Origin of the sequence: Sphingomonas sp. Root710 (assembly GCF_001429065.1) — a bacterium.
Taxonomy (GTDB): Bacteria; Pseudomonadota; Alphaproteobacteria; order Sphingomonadales; family Sphingomonadaceae; genus Rhizorhabdus.
The window spans coordinates 1,320,451-1,336,426 of sequence record NZ_LMIB01000001.1; the positions used below are offsets into that span (position 1 = coordinate 1,320,451).

General features: G+C 65.4%; 22 protein-coding genes and 1 pseudogene. 15 read left to right on the top strand and 8 right to left on the bottom strand.

The window, feature by feature from the left end; all coding sequences use genetic code 11:
* The first annotated feature begins 37 nt into the window (after positions 1 to 37).
* From ASE00_RS06155 to ASE00_RS06170, 4 genes are all read left to right on the top strand, one after another.
* Positions 38 to 1,330, top strand: a complete 1,293-nt coding sequence (locus ASE00_RS06155; protein WP_235538549.1) for an MFS transporter — start codon at positions 38 to 40, stop codon at positions 1,328 to 1,330.
* A gap of 49 nt (positions 1,331 to 1,379) precedes the next feature.
* The gene (locus ASE00_RS06160; protein WP_056378252.1) at positions 1,380 to 2,852 is read left to right on the top strand and encodes a CYTH and CHAD domain-containing protein; all 1,473 of its coding nucleotides are present in this window, start codon (positions 1,380 to 1,382) and stop codon (positions 2,850 to 2,852) included.
* A gap of 11 nt (positions 2,853 to 2,863) precedes the next feature.
* On the top strand, positions 2,864 to 3,475 hold the full coding sequence (locus ASE00_RS06165; RefSeq protein WP_056378253.1) for a murein L,D-transpeptidase catalytic domain family protein: 612 nt from the start codon (positions 2,864 to 2,866) through the stop codon (positions 3,473 to 3,475).
* Positions 3,476 to 3,607: 132 nt separating this feature from the next.
* Complete coding sequence (locus tag ASE00_RS06170; protein WP_056378254.1) at positions 3,608 to 5,206, top strand: NAD(P)/FAD-dependent oxidoreductase; 1,599 nt, start codon at positions 3,608 to 3,610, stop codon at positions 5,204 to 5,206.
* Here the strand turns inward: ASE00_RS06170 and ASE00_RS06175 are convergent.
* Positions 5,190 to 5,411: a DUF2093 domain-containing protein gene (locus ASE00_RS06175; protein ID WP_056378255.1), complete on the bottom strand. Its 222-nt coding sequence runs from the start codon at positions 5,409 to 5,411 to the stop codon at positions 5,190 to 5,192. The genes ASE00_RS06170 and ASE00_RS06175 overlap by 17 nt on opposite strands.
* Before the next feature lie 8 nt (positions 5,412 to 5,419).
* A complete protein-coding gene (locus ASE00_RS06180) occupies positions 5,420 to 6,361 on the bottom strand; it encodes a potassium channel family protein (RefSeq protein ID WP_235538550.1) in 942 nt (313 codons plus the stop codon).
* Between the two features lie 187 nt (positions 6,362 to 6,548).
* Between ASE00_RS06180 and ASE00_RS06185 the strand changes: the two genes are divergently transcribed.
* Positions 6,549 to 7,490, top strand: a complete 942-nt coding sequence (locus ASE00_RS06185; RefSeq protein WP_056378257.1) for a DUF808 domain-containing protein — start codon at positions 6,549 to 6,551, stop codon at positions 7,488 to 7,490.
* 140 nt (positions 7,491 to 7,630) lie between these two features.
* Positions 7,631 to 7,918, top strand: a complete 288-nt coding sequence (locus ASE00_RS06190) for a hypothetical protein (protein WP_156405290.1) — start codon at positions 7,631 to 7,633, stop codon at positions 7,916 to 7,918.
* Here the strand turns inward: ASE00_RS06190 and ASE00_RS06195 are convergent.
* The 5 genes from ASE00_RS06195 to ASE00_RS06215 all read right to left on the bottom strand — a co-directional run bounded on the left by ASE00_RS06195 (position 7,915) and on the right by ASE00_RS06215 (position 11,097).
* Entirely contained in the window at positions 7,915 to 8,679 is a 765-nt protein-coding gene (locus ASE00_RS06195; RefSeq protein ID WP_056378259.1) for a DNA-binding domain-containing protein, read from the bottom strand. The genes ASE00_RS06190 and ASE00_RS06195 overlap by 4 nt on opposite strands.
* On the bottom strand, positions 8,676 to 9,506 hold the full coding sequence (locus tag ASE00_RS06200) for a DUF692 domain-containing protein (protein ID WP_056378260.1): 831 nt from the start codon (positions 9,504 to 9,506) through the stop codon (positions 8,676 to 8,678). Before ASE00_RS06200 ends, ASE00_RS06195 begins: the two co-directional genes overlap by 4 nt.
* A 56-nt stretch (positions 9,507 to 9,562) precedes the next feature.
* A complete protein-coding gene (locus tag ASE00_RS06205; protein WP_056378261.1) occupies positions 9,563 to 9,835 on the bottom strand; it encodes a hypothetical protein in 273 nt (90 codons plus the stop codon).
* A gap of 84 nt (positions 9,836 to 9,919) precedes the next feature.
* Positions 9,920 to 10,561 carry a DUF1109 domain-containing protein gene (locus ASE00_RS06210; protein ID WP_056378262.1) on the bottom strand — a complete coding sequence of 214 codons (642 nt, stop codon included), beginning with the start codon at positions 10,559 to 10,561 and terminating at the stop codon, positions 9,920 to 9,922.
* Positions 10,561 to 11,097: a sigma-70 family RNA polymerase sigma factor gene (locus ASE00_RS06215; RefSeq protein WP_056378263.1), complete on the bottom strand. Its 537-nt coding sequence runs from the start codon at positions 11,095 to 11,097 to the stop codon at positions 10,561 to 10,563. Before ASE00_RS06215 ends, ASE00_RS06210 begins: the two co-directional genes overlap by 1 nt.
* Here ASE00_RS06215 and ASE00_RS23715 point away from each other — a divergent pair.
* From ASE00_RS23715 to ASE00_RS06230, 4 genes are all read left to right on the top strand, one after another.
* The gene (locus ASE00_RS23715; protein WP_162256372.1) at positions 11,029 to 11,190 is read left to right on the top strand and encodes a hypothetical protein; all 162 of its coding nucleotides are present in this window, start codon (positions 11,029 to 11,031) and stop codon (positions 11,188 to 11,190) included. The genes ASE00_RS06215 and ASE00_RS23715 overlap by 69 nt on opposite strands.
* A gap of 99 nt (positions 11,191 to 11,289) precedes the next feature.
* Complete coding sequence (locus ASE00_RS06220; protein ID WP_056378264.1) at positions 11,290 to 11,565, top strand: DUF2282 domain-containing protein; 276 nt, start codon at positions 11,290 to 11,292, stop codon at positions 11,563 to 11,565.
* A gap of 70 nt (positions 11,566 to 11,635) precedes the next feature.
* Positions 11,636 to 12,091: a DoxX family protein gene (locus tag ASE00_RS06225; protein WP_056378265.1), complete on the top strand. Its 456-nt coding sequence runs from the start codon at positions 11,636 to 11,638 to the stop codon at positions 12,089 to 12,091.
* A gap of 4 nt (positions 12,092 to 12,095) precedes the next feature.
* Positions 12,096 to 13,376: an NAD(P)/FAD-dependent oxidoreductase gene (locus ASE00_RS06230; RefSeq protein WP_056379378.1), complete on the top strand. Its 1,281-nt coding sequence runs from the start codon at positions 12,096 to 12,098 to the stop codon at positions 13,374 to 13,376.
* Positions 13,377 to 13,406: 30 nt separating this feature from the next.
* On the opposite strand, the gene ASE00_RS22810 is transcribed toward ASE00_RS06230, so the two are convergent.
* On the bottom strand, positions 13,407 to 13,562 hold the full coding sequence (locus ASE00_RS22810) for a DUF3309 family protein (protein ID WP_082594484.1): 156 nt from the start codon (positions 13,560 to 13,562) through the stop codon (positions 13,407 to 13,409).
* Positions 13,563 to 13,679: 117 nt separating this feature from the next.
* On the opposite strand from ASE00_RS22810, the gene ASE00_RS06235 reads away from it, so the two are divergent.
* From ASE00_RS06235 to ASE00_RS06250, 5 genes and pseudogenes are all read left to right on the top strand, one after another.
* Positions 13,680 to 14,072 carry a response regulator gene (locus ASE00_RS06235; protein WP_056378266.1) on the top strand — a complete coding sequence of 131 codons (393 nt, stop codon included), beginning with the start codon at positions 13,680 to 13,682 and terminating at the stop codon, positions 14,070 to 14,072.
* A gap of 91 nt (positions 14,073 to 14,163) precedes the next feature.
* The gene (locus tag ASE00_RS06240) at positions 14,164 to 14,511 is read left to right on the top strand and encodes a response regulator (RefSeq protein ID WP_235538551.1); all 348 of its coding nucleotides are present in this window, start codon (positions 14,164 to 14,166) and stop codon (positions 14,509 to 14,511) included.
* Positions 14,504 to 14,731 carry a hypothetical protein gene (locus ASE00_RS06245; protein ID WP_056378268.1) on the top strand — a complete coding sequence of 76 codons (228 nt, stop codon included), beginning with the start codon at positions 14,504 to 14,506 and terminating at the stop codon, positions 14,729 to 14,731. The genes ASE00_RS06240 and ASE00_RS06245 overlap by 8 nt, the downstream gene beginning before the upstream one ends.
* Before the next feature lie 12 nt (positions 14,732 to 14,743).
* Positions 14,744 to 15,015 (top strand): annotated as a pseudogene (locus tag ASE00_RS24010) (HNH endonuclease).
* 280 nt (positions 15,016 to 15,295) lie between these two features.
* Complete coding sequence (locus ASE00_RS06250) at positions 15,296 to 15,949, top strand: pyridoxamine 5'-phosphate oxidase family protein (RefSeq protein ID WP_200957879.1); 654 nt, start codon at positions 15,296 to 15,298, stop codon at positions 15,947 to 15,949.
* Positions 15,950 to 15,976 lie beyond the last annotated feature (27 nt).

Sequence of the window (15,976 nt, forward strand, 5' to 3'; positions counted from 1 at the left end):
CGCCGCCTTCCGCGCGGGTTGCGCGGGGCCGGATAATTTGCTTCTGCCGGACCATGACCGGCCTTCGCCCGCCCAGCGCCTGATCGTGACGACCGGCGGCTTCCCCATCGTCAAGGGCACTGCGGCCTTCCGTCGCCTGTCATGGGCGATGCTCGCCGCGGGCTTCTCGACCTTCGCCGTGCTGTACGGGGTCCAGCCGCTGCTACCGCTGTTCGCCGCAGAATTCGCGCTCACGCCGGCAGAGGCGAGCCTCGCCATATCGATCGCCACCGGCCCGCTGGCAGTTGCAATCCTGATCGCAGGACCGATGTCCGACCTCGTCGGACGACGTCCGCTGATGATCGTCTCCTTGTTCGCAGCGGCAGCGCTCACGCTCGCCACCGCCCTGCTGCCGGGCTGGACGATGCTGTTGGGGCTCCGCTTTCTGACCGGAGTAGCGCTGGCCGGAATACCATCGGTCGCCGTCGTTTACCTGGCCGAAGAAGTCGACCGCTCCTCGCTCGGATCATCGGTCGGCCTGTATATCGCCGGCGCGGCGATCGGTGGCATGTCGGGACGCCTGGTCGTCAGCATATTGGCCGATTATGCCGGCTGGCGCGCCAGCCTGGCCGCGCTCGGCTTTGCCGCCTCGCTGTCCGCCCTTGCCTTCTGGCGGCTATCCCCTCGGCCACGCGGATTTGCGCCGCGCCGCCGCGGCGTCGGAAGCATTCTCAAGACGACCGGCACGCTTCTCGAGGATCCAGGCCTGCGGCTGTTGTTCATCGTCGGTGCGCTCGTCATGGGTATCTTCGTGACGATATATAATTTCACCGCGTTCCGGCTGATCGCGCCGCCTTATCGGCTCGGCCATTCCGCCGTCGGCGCCATTTTCCTTCTATACATACTCGGTTCGGCAAGCTCTGCGCTGTTCGGGTCTCTAAGCGGCCGGTTGAGCCGCCGGCACACCTTCTGGATGCCCGCGCTGCTGGCCCTGATCGGCGTGGTGCTGACGGCCGCTTCGCCGCTCCCGGCAATCGTCGCGGGGATAGGCATCACCACCATCGGCGTCTTCGGCATTCATGCGATCGCATCCGCTTGGGTCAGTCACCGCGCCGGCGCGGAACGGGGCACCGCCTCGGCCGTCTATTTGTTTGGCTATTATATGGGTGGCAGTGTGATGGGGCCGATCGGCGGCGTGGCATGGGCGCGCATGGGCTGGCCCGGAGTGGTTTTCTTCACGGGCATGCTTGCCGCGCTTGTCGTGGTCGTCGCCTTGCTGCTGATCCGTGTCCAGCCGCTTCCCGAGAACCTCCACCGCCCGGAGGAGGACCAGGAGCTTCCGCCGGGCTGACGCCAAACGCCATGACTTCGTTCCGCGGCTATAGTAGGAATGAACCGAGATGACCGACCCTGTCGAAGTCGAACTCAAGCTCGAATATGACCCCGCTCACCGGGAACGTCTTCTCGCGTCGCGATTGTTCGGCATCGCCGGCCGGCGGCATCGGCGGCTCGTCGCCACCTATTTCGACACGCCGGACCAGCGGCTCGCAAGGGCCGGTTATACGCTGCGCATCCGTCGCGCCGACGAGGAACGCATCCAGACCGTGAAGGCGGCGGGCAGCCGCACCGCGGGACTGTTCGTGCGCGGCGAGTGGGAGCAGCCGATAACCGGTGACTGGCCCATCCTTAACGATGCGACCGGGCCCCTCCGCCAATTTGTCGACGCCCGTGACCTGAAGCGGATCGGTTCGCTGTTCGTCACCGAAATCGATCGGATCGACGGCATGATCGAACAACCGGGCGCGACCATGATCGAATATGCGATCGACAAAGGGCGTGTTCACACCGACGATCACAGCAGCGATATCTCGGAGATCGAGTTCGAACTCAAACAGGGGAACCCGCAAGCACTATTCGACCTCGCGCGCGAGCTTCAGGAGGAAGTTCCCCTGCGGCTGGGGGTGCAGACGAAATCCGACAGGGGATATAGGCTGGTCGACGGGCGGCTCGGCACGCCCGGCAAGGCCGACCCCATCCTTCTCGACAGCACCGGCACCGTGGCCGAGGCCTTCGCGACCATCGTCGACTCCTGCCTGCGTCACTATCGGATCAACGAGGCGATTCTCATCGATTGTGGCGCTGTCGAAGCCGTCCATCAGGCGCGGGTCGCGCTGCGCCGCTTGCGAACCGCGCTGTTCCTGTTCGCTCCGCTCCTCACCGGGGACAAGCAGGGGGCGCTGTTCAACGCCGAACTGCGCTGGCTGGCCGGCGAACTCGGCGCGATCCGCGATATCGACGTGCTCCTTCCCCAGCTCGACGGTGCGGCGCAGACCGCCTTGGGCGCCGTCCGCGACAGCAAATTCGCACATATGCGCAACCTGCTCGAAAGCAGCCGCGTCCGGCTGCTGCCAATCGAGATCGCCGAATGGATCTCGCTCGGCGAATGGCAAGGCGAGGCGGGGGATCAGGCGATACGAGACGAGCCCATCCGCAAATTCGCAGGAGAGCGGCTCGACCGCCTTCGCAAGCGCATCAAGCGTGAAGGTCACCAGCTCTCCACCTTGGATGACGAGCATCGTCACCGCCTCCGTAAGGACGCGAAGAAGCTGCGCTACGCCGCCGAATTCTTCGTCACCCTCTACCCCGGCCGCAAAGCGCGCCGTCGGCTTGACCGCTTCCTCGAACGGCTCGAAGCGCTCCAGGACAGGCTCGGCGAACTCAACGACATCGCCGCAGCGCCCGACTTGCTGCGTCGTCTCGGGCTCGATGTGGATCTGCCGCCACGACGCAGGAAATCGTCGGCACGCTTGCTCGACAAGGCCGAAGACTGCTTCGAGGCGTTGATCGACAGCAAGCGTTTCTGGCGCGGTTGAAGGCGGCCCGGATGCTCTTTTCCCGTCGCCAGGCGCTCGCAGGCTGCCTGGCCGCCTGCGCCGCTCCGCTTGCCGCGAGGCCGCCTGGCCTCGCCTCCGCCGCTCCCGAAATCCCGCCCGCGCTCGCCAACCGCGCACTGGAAGCGCTGTTTCGCCATCATCAGGCGATCTGGTCGCGCGACATGATCGCCGTCGCGGATTTCGCCCTACCCTCCTCCACGCCGCGCTTCTTCCTCGTGGACATAGTGCGGGGCTCCGCTACGGCGCTCCTCGTCGCGCATGGCAAAGGCTCCGATCCCGATCATAGCGGCATGCTGCATAGCTTCTCGGACGCCGTCGGGTCCGCCGCCACCTCGGAAGGCGCTTATCTCACTGGCGAAAGCTATGATGGCGTCCACGGCCCGTCGCGCCGCCTTGCCGGCCTCGACCCCAGCAACGCCCATGCCGAGGAACGCGCGATCGTCATCCATTCGGCCTGGTATGCCAATCCCGATGTCGCCGTCCGGCAAGGCAAGCTCGGCCGCAGCGACGGTTGCTTCGCCTTCGGCGAACAGGATATCGCCCTCGTCCTCGCCCGCCTCGGGCGGGGGCGGCTGCTCTATGCCGGGCGGTCCGATGCCTGAGTGGCTACACCGCAATCTTGGCTGGATCAGGGGCGTGGCCGCGCTGATCGCGTGGGTCGCCTTGCTCTACTTCATGTTCTGGGACGTGTTGTAGAGATTGCCGCGCTCCGCGCCGCCGCCTAAAGCCCCGTCATGCTTCGCCTTTCCGAAATCAAGTTGCCGATCGATCATCCGGCCGAGGCGCTGCCCGCCGCGATCGTCGAACGCCTCGGGATAGATAAGGCCGATCTCCTCGGTTTCACGATCGCCCGCCGCGCCAATGATGCGCGCCGCAAATCGGCGATCCTGATGGTCTATTCGGTCGATGTCGAACTGGCCGATGAAGCCGCCATACTCGCCCGGTTCGCGGGCGACCCGCATGTCCGCCCCACCCCGGACACCGAATATCGCTTCGTTACCCAGGCACAGCCACACTCGCCCCGTCCCGTCGTGATCGGCGCGGGCCCGTGCGGGCTGTTCGCCGGGCTGATCCTCGCGCAGATGGGGTTTCGTCCGATCATCGTCGATCGCGGCAAGGTAGTGCGCGAGAGGACCAAGGATACCTGGGGCCTTTGGCGGCGCGGCGTGCTGCATCCCGAATCCAATGTCCAGTTCGGCGAAGGCGGCGCGGGCACATTTTCCGATGGCAAACTCTACAGCCAGATCAAGGACCCGCGCTTCCTCGGCCGCAAGGTGCTGACCGAGTTCGTCAAGGCCGGTGCCCCGCCCGAGATCCTGACCGAGGCACATCCGCACATCGGCACGTTCCGGCTGGTGACGATGGTCGAAAGCATGCGCGAGACGATCCAGTCGCTCGGCGGCGAATATCGCTGGCAACAGCGGGTGACCGATTTCGAGATCGCCGGCGGCAAGCTGCGTGGCCTCCATTTAGAGAATGGCGACTTCCTCGAAGCCAGCCATGTCGTCCTCGCGATCGGCCACAGCTCGCGCGACACCTTCCACACGCTCCATGATCGCGGCGTTCATATCGAAGCGAAACCCTTTTCGATCGGCGTGCGGATCGAACATCCGCAAAGCTGGATCGATCGCGCCCGTTTCGGCCAATGTGCCGGACATCCCGATCTCGGCGCGGCGGCCTATAGCCTGTCGCATCATTGCTCGAACGGGCGCAGCGTCTACAGCTTCTGCATGTGCCCCGGCGGACGTGTCGTCGCCGCGGCGTCGGAGCCCGGCCGCGTGGTGACCAACGGGATGAGCCAATATTCCCGTCAGGAATTCAACGCCAACTCTGGCCTGGTGGTCGGCATAGATCCCGAGCGCGACTATCCCGGCCACCCGCTCGCCGGTATCGCCTTGCAGCGGCGGCTGGAGGAACAGGCTTTCGTCGCTGGCGGATCGAATTATGAAGCTCCGGGCCAGCGCGTCGGCGACTTCCTCGCCGCCCGTCCCTCCACCGCGCTCGGTGCGGTGACGCCATCCTACAAGCCTGGCGTCCATCTCACCGATCTGTCGTCCTGCCTGCCCGATTTCGCGATCGAGGCGCTACGCGAGGCACTGCCCGTCTTCGGCCGCCAAATCCCGCGCTATGACGATCCCGACGCGATGATGACCGGTGTCGAAACACGCACCTCCTCGCCGGTCCGCATCACCCGCGGCAGGGACTTCCAGAGCCTCAACGTCGCCGGCCTGTACCCCGCTGGCGAAGGAGCTGGCTATGCGGGGGGAATCCTCTCCGCCGCCGTCGACGGCATCAAAGTCGCCGAAGCGGTCGCGCTCAGCCTGACCGCTTGAGATTCGCGGCGCCGCCTGCGGCCTGCGCATCATGGGCCTCGGCGGCGCCGCGATAGGGCTCCTGATGCTCGACGCTCCAATATTTCAGCTCGTTGAGCGGGATGCGCTCGCCGCTGACCGCGCACAGCACATGGTCGCCGCGCTGAACCACCGCGAATTGCGGGGTAGCATAATGGAGGACCGCGAGCTTTCCCGAATAGAGCATAGCTTCGCCTACTTCGCCGCGACCTGTTTGGAAACCACCTCGACGATCAAGTCGCCCGCTTCCAGCCGCGTCGATCGTTCCTCGCAATATTCCGTACCACGATAAACGCGCAGACCGAGACCGGTTGCTATCTCGGACAACGGCTTGCCGATCTCCCCCGCCGCGACGGGGCGCTCGCGCAGCGCCACTGGGCCTCCGGCGGCGGCAAGATCCGCCATATATTCGGCGATGTGCGGGCCATGGGTCGAGCCGGCGAGTAGCAAACCGGCGAAGCTCGCCGGATTGATCACCGTATTCGCCCCCGCCTGCCGCGCCAGCGCTTCGTTATCTTCGGACCGGATCACCACGCTGATCGGCACGTCGGGCGCCAGCCGCCGCGCGGTCAGCACGATCAGGATCGAGGTATCGTCGCGCCCCGCAGACACCACGATCGATCGGGCGCGATCGACCTTGACCGCCTCCAGCGTGACGTTGCGGGTGGCGTCGCCGTCGATGACGTTGGCGCCACAGGCCTCCGCGGCCTTCAGGCTGTCGTCGTCCTGATCGATTACCACGATCGACGCGGGGTCGGTGCCGCGCCGGATCAGTTCGCTGACCGCCTCGCTGCCGCTCGTCCCAAAGCCCGCGACGACGACATGGCCGTGCAGCTTGGCCTGGATCACACTCATCCGCCATTTCTCCCAGACGCGCTTCAACAGGAAATCATAGGCCGTTCCCAGAAAGATCAGCCAGACGAACAGGCGGACAGGGGTGACGACGAAGGTGTCGAACATCCGCGCCTGCTCGGTCACCGGCACGATGTCGCCATAGCCGACCGTCGTGACCGTGATCATCGTGAAATAGAGCACGTCGACGAAGCTGATCGCGCCATCGACATTGTCCCGCAGCCCGTCGCGATCGAGCCAGTGGACGGCGAGCGCGATGCCGATCAGCGCGAAAGCAAGCAGCAACCGCCAGACCAGCGAAAGCCAGACCGGCGTCCGGCTTTTGCGGCGCAGGGTCAGCAGGCTTTCGGTCGTGGGGACGAAACGTCGCGGTGGGATAGGCTCTCTCCTCGGACGCTCAACGGAAACAGTTGCGCTTTGATCCGTTCGCCAAGCTCTCTAGAGAAGCGCGGGTTTGCAAGAAGGATATCGAATGGCGTCGGGACTGGTCGCACTGCTGGATGACATTGCCGGGCTCACCAAGCTCGCTGCCGCATCCCTGGACGATGTCGGCGCGGCAGCAGGCAAGGCGGGTGCGAAGGCGGCCGGTGTGGTGGTCGACGATGCTGCGGTCACGCCACGCTATGTCAGCGGCCTGACCCCCGACCGCGAACTGCCGATCATCGCGAAGATCGCCGTCGGTTCGCTGCGCAACAAGCTGATCATTCTGCTTCCAGCCGCGCTCCTGCTCAGCAGCTTCGCGCCCTGGGCGGTCACGCCACTGCTCATGCTGGGTGGCGCCTATCTCTGCTTCGAGGGTGCGGAAAAGGTGCTCGAGGCGATCAGGGGTGAAAGCCATGTCGAGGAGGATCTGACCACCCTCGATCCCGCGACGCTGGAGAAGCAACAGATATCGGGCGCGATCCGCACCGACCTCATTCTCTCCGCCGAGATCATGGCGATCGCGCTGGCCGAAGTCGCGACCGAGCCGGTGCTGCTCCGCGCGGGCGTGCTCGCTGCAGTCGGCGTCGCGATCACCATCGGCGTCTATGGCGTCGTCGCGCTCATCGTGAAAATGGACGATATCGGCCTCCATCTCGCCGGCCGAAGCATCGCCGTCACCCGCGCGATCGGCCGCGCGCTGGTTCACGGCATGCCGGTGGTGATGCGCTGGCTGTCGATCATCGGCACCGCGGCGATGATCTGGGTCGGCGGCGGCATTCTCGTTCATGGCCTCGAGGCCTTCGACATCCATGCGCCAGCCAAGTTGATCCATGATCTTGCCCACGCCGCCGGCCATGCCGTCTCGATCGCGTCTGGCGCGGTTTTGTGGATCGTCACGGCCTTTTTGTCCGGGGTGGTTGGCCTGATCGTCGGCGGCGCGATCGTGCCGCTCGTTCATATCGCGGGAACGTTGCGCGGTTCGAAACACTAGACCGCCACCCTTGCCAGCGCCCCGGGAAGTCGGGAAGATGGGCGACAGTGATGGGGCGAGATAATCCGATGAGGCACGCTGCGCTTCCGATAACATTGGCCGCCCTGGCCGCCCTGGCCGTCTTGAGCGGGCAACCGGGCATGACGGCCTCGTCCTGCGGCAAGCTTGCCGAACAATCATATCGGCAAAAGGCCGAGCTTCCTCGCGGCGTAGTCGAAGCGATCGGCGTCGACATTGCCGAGAAGGGCCAGGCCTATCAACGCGGCGATGTGATGCAGCCCGGCTTGCCGCTATACCGTTTCGTGAGCGCAACCCGATCGGGTTGCCGCATCAGGATCAACTATGAACAGGGCGGATTCGCGCATCGCTGGGGCACCTTCTCGCTGTTTCACATAGCCGGTGCCTGGAGAGTGACGGGGACGCGCTAAGTGTCCGCCGTCCCGGTTTCGACGCCGACCAGAATCCCGTCGGCGATCCAGCGGCCGAGCGCGGCACCCGCCATCGCGACGCCTTCTTCCTCACCATGCGCTTCGATCAGCCGCGCGCAAATGCGTCCGAACGTCGCCCCCCGCGCCGCAAGATCCAGCGCCAAATACTCTCCCGGCTCGGCCGTCCGGTAACAGGATGTGAATTCCCGGCGCCAGACGAGCAGCAGGGCGGGTTCGGATATCGCCTCGACGGGCGGGGGCATTTCCTCCGCCGACAGAGCCGACCAGATCGCGGCTGCATTGGTGCCGAAACTGCGCATCGTTAGCGTCGGCACCAGCCGAAGCACCGCATTGTCCCAGTCGATTGCGCCCAGCGTGGCCGGATCGAGAGAATCCGCATCGGGCCCGACAAAGGCTTCCGACAGGGCGAGATCGAGCCAGCCGAGCTCGACGACTTCGGGCGCGTCGACGAACAGCAGATCCAGCGTCTCCGGGAAGCCGGTCGCATACGCGTCGAGCGTCCAGGCGTGCGGCGGCGTCACATCGATATGCGCCGCCGCCGCCGCCAGGAAGCGTTCTTGGCCGAGCCACAGCCGCACCCGCTCGAAGGTCTCGCTGAGACAAGCAACAAGCGAAGCGCGATAATTGTTCTGGTAGACGTCCAGGCCCGGCTGCGCGCCGGGCCCAATCCGATCGGCGGCGTCGCGCGCTTCCTCGGCGATCCAGGCGCGGAAATCGCGCTGCAGCGCCAGCAGACTCATGCCGCCCGCCGCGCATCGGCGCGTGCGATATCGCGCGCTATGGCGAGCTCATCGAGCAGCTCGTCGAGCGGCGGAATATCGTCGTCGCGCTCGATCATCGTCGCCACCGGCCCCACTAGGGTGATCGCCGCTTCGTATAGCGCCCAGACCGCAGGTGGCACCGGCTTGTCATGCGTGTCGATCAGCAGCTGGCGGCCCTGGCTGTGCCCGGCGAGATGTATCTGTTCGACCCGATCGGCCGGGACGCCTGCAAGATAATCGCGCGGATCGAACCCATGGTTGGTCGCGCTGACATGGATGTTGTTGACGTCGAGCAGCAGCGAGCATCCGGTGCGGGCGCACATCGCGTCGAGAAACTGCCATTCGGTCATCGCAGCGTCGGCGAAAGCGACGTAGCTCGACGGATTCTCGATCAGCATTGCGCGCCCCAGAACATCCTGCGCGATCGCGATATTGGCGCAGACCACGTCCAGCGCCTCCTCGGTATAGGGCAGCGGCAGCAGATCGTGCGAATTGAAACCTTCGATCCGCGTCCAGCACAGATGATCGGAAACGACCATCGGTTCGATCTCGTCGACCAGCGCGCGCAGGCGGCGGAGATAGTCGCGATCGACGCCATCCGCCGACCCGACCGACATCGACACGCCATGAAGCGCGACGGGATGCCGCTCGCGCACCTGCCGCAATATGTGACGCGGCCGGCCGCCATCGACCATGAAATTCTCTGAGATCACCTCGACGAAATCGACCGCGACCGGCGCGTCGCCATCAAGGAAATCCGCATAATGCGGCTTGCGCAGGCCGAGACCGAAACGGTGGACGGGCATGGGTGCCTCTGGGAAAGGCCCGGCCGCGCTTTCATCGCGCGGCCGGGCGGGCCGAATTACTTCTTGGCTTCGGTCGTGCTGCCGCCGGCGGCGGTGCAGGCCTCGGCAGTCATTTCCTTGAAGCCATGACCCTTACAATCATTCTGGCCCTTGCAGGCATGTTCGGCGGTCTTGCAGTCTGAGCTGCCCTTGCAGCTGTTGACGCCATAGCAGTGGACCTTCTTCGCTTCGCCATGATGATCGGCCAGCGCGGGCGCCGACTGAAGCGCGGCGAGCGCGAGCAGCGCGGCGGTCGAAGCGGCGCTGACGCCGGTCTTTACGGTGATCATCTCTAACTCTCCCTCAGGTTCGCCGGATTGGCTTCCGGAAATACGGAGCGGCGGCCGACGAAGTTACACTGCCCGCCAAACATTTCACCACCGCATCAGCCGCGGACCGGCGAGCGCCCCCAGCGCGGCGGCCATGCCGATGCCGAGGGTATACCAGGTCAGCACGAACAGCGCCGAGACCTCAGGGCAATGCAGGCAATAAAGCATGGCCGCGCAGGCACCCGCCGCGAGACCGGCGACCGCGCCTGCGGCCCGCAGCCGCGTCGGCGCAAGCTGCCGGAACGACCAGAGCAGACCGATGAAGATCGGAACTGCCAGACGCAGCACGATGCCGGGACATTGTTTCCAGCTCGCCCCGAGCCACATCGCCAGCCAGCCGTCAGGAGCCGTCCGGGCCATTTCCGCGACGCCGACCGCGGCGAGCAGCAGCATGGGAACGGCGAGCACCCACATCCATCCCAATCGCGCCGGTTCCGGCCGGGCAAGCTGGATCGTTGCGATGATCGCGACGGTGGCCAGCGACGCCGAATAGGTCCACTTCATCCAGAAGGAATAACCCTGCATGGCCACTCGGAAATCGGGCCGGAACCCCAGCCACATTCCGATGAGCAGAACGGTGGCGGCAGCCCCCAGACCGAGTCCGATGGCGATCCGCCGGCCTACCGCGTGGCGCGGCACCGGCTTCACATCCTCCGCCATGCTGCGGATCAGCAGATCGGTGTCCATCACATCTGCCCCCGCACACGCGCCGCCAGCGCCTTGAGCCCGCGATGGACCGATACCTTGACGTCGGACTCGCCGATGCCCGCGCTGCTGGCAGCCTCGGCTATGCTCAGCCCGGCGATCCGCGTATCGCGAATCGCATCGGCCTGTTTGGGCGGAAGCGTGTCGAGCAGCCGGGCGACATCCATTCGCGACAGGCTCGCATCCTCGAATCCTTCGGTGGCTAGCATTTCCTCGACATCCTCGATCGCGCAGCTTTGCCGCCGGCGCCGGAAGTGATCGATCATCTTGTAGCGCGCGATCGCGAACAGCCAGACGCCGAAGGAGCGATCCGCATCATAGGTCGAGCGGCGCGTATGTACCGCAATCAACGTCTCCTGCACGAGGTCCTCGATATCCTCGGCGGCATCTCGCACGCGCCGCCGATAAAAAGCCTGGAGGAGCGGCACCAGCGCCGTGAGGAGCGCGGCATGGTCCGCGGCGTCGCCTTCAAGGCCGCCGATCATCCATCGCCGCAGTTGATCCTCGCTCGCTCGCATATGCGCTCCCCTGGACGCATTCGTGGCAGCCGCGCGGAAGGTTACACCGGCAAAACCATATCGGCGAAAATTTATTTGCTGCCGTCGCTGTAACGCCCGCCGACCGGGTCGCGAACTGGCCTCCCGTGACCTGCGCTTCCGCCTTTCAGGTCACCGCGGCAACCGCTGCGAAGGCAAGACCAGGAGATTCTCATGACTAGAACCAACGCAGCCATCGCCGCCACGCTCGCGCTGGCCTTCGCCTCCAATGCCGCGATCGCCGCCGATACCGCCGCCAAGAAGACCGAAAAGTGCTTCGGCGTCGCCCTAGCGGGAAAGAACGAATGTGCAGCAGGCGCGGGCACCAGCTGCGCCGGCACGTCCAAGGTCGACTATCAGGGCAATGCCTGGAAGCTCGTTCCCGCTGGCACCTGCACCACGATCAAGACGCCGAAGGGCCCCGGATCGCTCACCCCAAAGAAGGCGTGACCTCGCCCGGCCCCGCGCGCGACGGCTTACAAGCCCGCGCGCGGGGATCGGCGCTCATCGGAGAACTGCCATGCTCAGCCTGTTGTCCCATTATCGCCGCGCCGCGGCGCTCGCCGGGAAACTGCTGCCGGAATCCCTGCTGCTGCTCGTCGCACGCTTCGGCATAGCCGCGATCTTCTTTCTCTCCGGTCGCACCAAGGTCGACGGACTGCTGACGATCACCGACAGCACCTATGAGCTGTTTCGTACCGAATATGCCCTGCCCTTCGCTCCGCCGGAGATCGCGGCACACGCCGCCACCTATTCGGAACATCTCTTCCCCATCCTGCTGGTATTAGGCCTCGCAACACGTCCCGCCGCGCTCGCTCTGCTGGGTATGACCGCGACAATCCAGATCTTCGTCTATCCCGACGCATGGCCGACCCACCTGAGCTGGGCGGGATTGCTCCTCCCGCTGATCGCACGCGGTGGTGGCGCCTGGTCGCTCGACCGGCTGGCCGCGCGCGCGGTCGGCGGAAAGGACTGAGCCGATGGCCATCCCAGCCCCTGTTCGCGCGCGGCGTCGGGTCGTCATCGTCGGGGCCGGCTTCGGCGGCTTGTCGGCGGCAAAGGAGCTCGCCCGGCACGACGTCGACATCGTTCTGATCGACAAGCAAAACCACCACCTGTTCCAGCCGCTGCTCTATCAGGTCGCCACGGCGGGCCTCTCGCCTGCCGACATCGCCCAGCCGATCCGCTCGATCGTCCGCAAGCAGGCGCGAACCCAGGTACTGCTCGACAGTGTCGATGCCGTCGATCGGGCGGCGCAGCGCGTGAGCCTGGCGAGTGGAGCGAGTATCGACTATGACGCGCTGATCATCGCCACCGGCGCGCGGCATAGCTATTTCGGCGCCAGCTGGGCAGATCGCGCGCCCGGCATCAAGACGATCGACGACGCGGTCAGCGTGCGGCGCACGATCCTGCTGGCGCTCGAGCGTGCGGAAACGAACCGGCAGGAGCATCTCGCCGAACGGGCCGAATATCTGACCTTCGTCGTCGTCGGCGGCGGCCCGACGGGCGTGGAAATGGCGGGCGCGATCGCCGAACTCGCCCGCTCGGCAGCGGAAACCGAGTTCCCTCACATTACCCGCCATTGCGTACGCGTGATCCTCGTCCAGTCCGAACAGCGGCTCCTCCCCAGCTTCCCCGCATCGCTCTCGGAATCGGCGAAGAAGGCACTCGAGGGCCTGGGGGTCCAAGTGCGCCTCGGGAGCCGCGTGACGGTGATCGACGACGAGGGCGTGATCATCGGCAACCAACGGATCGCGGCGAGCACGGTCATCTGGGCGGCGGGGGTTCGCGCCTCTCCGGCCGCCGAATGGCTGAATGCTGCTGCGGACAGGGCCGGACGGGTGATCGTGGGTTCCGATCTCGCTGTCCCGGGCACCGACAATATCTTCGTGATCGGCGATACGGCGGCGGTCATCGACGCTGGCGGCAACGCCGTTCCCGGCATTGCCCCCGCCGCCAAACAGCAAGGCCGTCATGCGGCCCGAACCATCGTTGCGCGGTTGCTGGCGCGGCGGGATCCTGGCCGGTTCCGGTATCAAAGCTTCGGGAATCTGGCGACGATCGGCCGAAAATGTGCGGTGGTCGATCTTGGCTGGCTGCGGCTTTCGGGAATGACGGCCTGGCTGCTATGGTCCGCGGCACACATCTATTTCCTGATCGGGTTCCGCAATCGGCTGATCGTCTGCGCCAATTGGCTGTGGAATTATCTGACCTTCGATCGCGGCGCACGGCTGATCACCGGCATCGACCGGACAATGTGACGGCGGCGGGTTGTCCGCCGCCGCCGCGGATCAGAGTCGACCGGTAAGGACCAGAATTAGCAGGATGACGACGACGACGCCCAGCAGCCCCGACGGTCCATAGCCCCAGCTGCGGCTGTGTCCCCAGGTCGGCAGCGCGCCGACCAGCAGCAGGATCAGCACGATAAGAAGAATAGTCCCAAGCATCCTCGCCTCCTTGTTGTAATGATTGCGTAACGGCTGGGATGCGAGGCTGTTCCGCTGGATTCCGCTGCGCAAATCAGGCAATTTCCGCCTTGCCTCGCTCGCCGAAGGGGGAAATGCTTGTCCGAGTTCGCCCTTGAATTCGAGGGTCGCGATCCGAAAGCCGTGATCCTCGTGGTAGAGGACGAACTTTTCGTGCGGCTGATGGCGATCGATGCGATCGAGGATGCAGGATATAAGGCCGTCGGCGTCGAGACCGGCGACGAAGCACTGACACTTCTCGACAGCCGCGACGACATCGGCCTGTTGTTCACCGACATCAAGATGCCCGGCGAGATCGACGGGCTGGAACTTGCCGCGCGTGTCCGGCTGCGCTGGCCCGCCTTGCCCATCCTCCTCACCTCGGGGCATCTGTTTCATGGCGATTCCAGCGTGCCAGCAGCGATCCCCTTCCTACAGAAACCTTATCGGGCCGGCACGCTGATCGCCGAGATCAGCCGGCTGAGCAGCTAGCGCCGCGCGGCGAAACGCCCGCCGGACCCAGATAGCGGTCCTGCGCGTTAGGCAGCATCATTTGTTAAAGTGGTGTAGCGTGTCGCATATATTGATCATCGAGGACGATCCGTTCGTCGCGATCACGATCGAGGACATTCTGCGGGAGCAGGGCGCATCCTCGGTCTCGATCGCCGCATCCCAGACAGAAGCCGTCGACGCCGCCCTCGTCCAGCGGCCGGATCTGATCACCTCGGACGTGCGCCTTGCCGACGGTAGCGGCCCGCTGGCGGTCCGTGCCATCCATGAAAAGCTGGGGCCGATTCCCGTGATTTTCATCACCGGGACTCCTGCTGAATGCTCCCCTCGGGCACCCGAAGACATCATACTTGCCAAGCCGCTGGATCACAAAGCGATGGCGATCGCCTTCCGTCAAGCCACCGGGCAGGGCTGTGAGTGAAGGACGGCAGCTGGTCGCGCAGGTGCGGGAGGCCGCCCGCCGGCATAGTGCCAGCTGGGAAGCTCTCGTCCCATCCTCATTTCGCGTCAATCTCGACGCCGAGGCCGCGGAGGAGGAGGCCTATGCCGAAATGGCGCTGGCCAAGCGTGCACTCCGCGACCATATCTGCGAGGTCTATGGCATCAGCATCCGGGAATTGAGCAGCCTGGCGATGCCCTAACCGGGGCGTTCGATGGATCTCTTTTGCTGGCTATGCGAACGGCCGCTGGGCCGGCGGGTCGAGTGGCACCATTCCCTGCCGAAAAGCCGTGGAGGGCGCGAGACGGTCGCACTTCATCCGATCTGCCACCGAACGATCCACGCCCATTTCACCAACGGCGAGTTGGCGCGCATGTCTTCGGACCCTGCCTCGCTGGTCGCCCATCCGGCGATTGCTCGTTTCTGGCTTGGATCGCCGACAAGCCACCCGACTTCCATGCGCCGACGCATAATGCGCGGTCATGAGCGCCAGATCAGGAACCAGCCGCCGCCCGAGGGGTTTTGTGCCCTGAGCCGACGAGCCCCTTCGACCCTCGGCTCTTTAGGAGAGAATGCGGACCCGCCGGACCGTGGCCGGCGGGTCTTCGCCTGAACTGGCAATTCTGCTCCAGATCAGCTAAATAACTCGGTTAGGGCACACCGCCGCGCACATCGGGGGCGGTTTGTGCTTGAGCGTGCCCCGCCCCGCCGTCCTCCAGGGCGGGGCGTCACGCTCCTTCCAGAACAGAATATCCAGGGGGCCATCGTGACATCTTCGCCGCCCAGCGAGCGGACACGGGTCAAGCGCGCCCATGAGCGCGCCGCCTACGATCGCGCGGCGCTCGACGCCGTGCTCGACGCAGGCATGCTTTGCCACGTCGGCTACATGTTCGATGGCTATCCGGTGGTCACGCCCACACTTTACTGGCGCGAGGGCGACGCGATCTATTGGCACGGATCGAGCGCCAGCCGCGCGCTCCGTGCCAGCGAGGACCTCGACGTCTGCCTGACGGTCACCCATCTCGACGGGCTCGTGCTGGCGCGATCCGCTTTCCACCACTCCGCGAACTACCGATCCGCCATGCTGTTCGGCACCGCGCGACTGGTGAACGGTGACGAGGACAAACTCGCCCGGCTCGAGGCGATGATGGAGGGCCTTTATCCCGGCCGCTGGAGCAGCCTGCGCCCCGTGTCCGCACAGGAGCTCAAGGCGACGAAGATCCTGTGGATGCCGATCGACGAAGCATCGGTAAAAATCCGCACCGGCGAGCCAGTCGACGACACGGAAGACATGGCCGCCCCGGTCTGGGCGGGTGCGATGCCCTTCCGGCTCGCTTTCGATCCGCCTGTGCCGGACGCGGTCACGCAAGAGGCGGCGCGCGCCACTCCACCGGTCACCGGACGGTTGACGCGCTCGTAGTTCGTCTGCCGATCTGGAGCGCGCTCA

What these genes read in the sequence shown, in the direction of transcription:
- ASE00_RS06160 (WP_056378252.1), top strand. Translation starts at nt 1,380, where the DNA reads ATGACCGACCCTGTCGAAGTCGAACTCAAGCTCGAATATGACCCCGCT.
- ASE00_RS06165 (WP_056378253.1), top strand. Translation starts at nt 2,864, where the DNA reads ATGCTCTTTTCCCGTCGCCAGGCGCTCGCAGGCTGCCTGGCCGCCTGC.
- ASE00_RS06170 (WP_056378254.1), top strand. Translation starts at nt 3,608, where the DNA reads ATGCTTCGCCTTTCCGAAATCAAGTTGCCGATCGATCATCCGGCCGAG.
- ASE00_RS06175 (WP_056378255.1), bottom strand. Translation starts at nt 5,411, where the DNA reads ATGCTCTATTCGGGAAAGCTCGCGGTCCTCCATTATGCTACCCCGCAA.
- ASE00_RS06185 (WP_056378257.1), top strand. Translation starts at nt 6,549, where the DNA reads ATGGCGTCGGGACTGGTCGCACTGCTGGATGACATTGCCGGGCTCACC.
- ASE00_RS06190 (WP_156405290.1), top strand. Translation starts at nt 7,631, where the DNA reads ATGACGGCCTCGTCCTGCGGCAAGCTTGCCGAACAATCATATCGGCAA.
- ASE00_RS06195 (WP_056378259.1), bottom strand. Translation starts at nt 8,679, where the DNA reads ATGAGTCTGCTGGCGCTGCAGCGCGATTTCCGCGCCTGGATCGCCGAG.
- ASE00_RS06200 (WP_056378260.1), bottom strand. Translation starts at nt 9,506, where the DNA reads ATGCCCGTCCACCGTTTCGGTCTCGGCCTGCGCAAGCCGCATTATGCG.
- ASE00_RS06205 (WP_056378261.1), bottom strand. Translation starts at nt 9,835, where the DNA reads ATGATCACCGTAAAGACCGGCGTCAGCGCCGCTTCGACCGCCGCGCTG.
- ASE00_RS06210 (WP_056378262.1), bottom strand. Translation starts at nt 10,561, where the DNA reads ATGGACACCGATCTGCTGATCCGCAGCATGGCGGAGGATGTGAAGCCG.
- ASE00_RS23715 (WP_162256372.1), top strand. Translation starts at nt 11,029, where the DNA reads ATGGTCCGCGGCGTCGCCTTCAAGGCCGCCGATCATCCATCGCCGCAG.
- ASE00_RS06215 (WP_056378263.1), bottom strand. Translation starts at nt 11,097, where the DNA reads ATGCGAGCGAGCGAGGATCAACTGCGGCGATGGATGATCGGCGGCCTT.
- ASE00_RS06220 (WP_056378264.1), top strand. Translation starts at nt 11,290, where the DNA reads ATGACTAGAACCAACGCAGCCATCGCCGCCACGCTCGCGCTGGCCTTC.
- ASE00_RS06225 (WP_056378265.1), top strand. Translation starts at nt 11,636, where the DNA reads ATGCTCAGCCTGTTGTCCCATTATCGCCGCGCCGCGGCGCTCGCCGGG.
- ASE00_RS06230 (WP_056379378.1), top strand. Translation starts at nt 12,096, where the DNA reads ATGGCCATCCCAGCCCCTGTTCGCGCGCGGCGTCGGGTCGTCATCGTC.
- ASE00_RS22810 (WP_082594484.1), bottom strand. Translation starts at nt 13,562, where the DNA reads ATGCTTGGGACTATTCTTCTTATCGTGCTGATCCTGCTGCTGGTCGGC.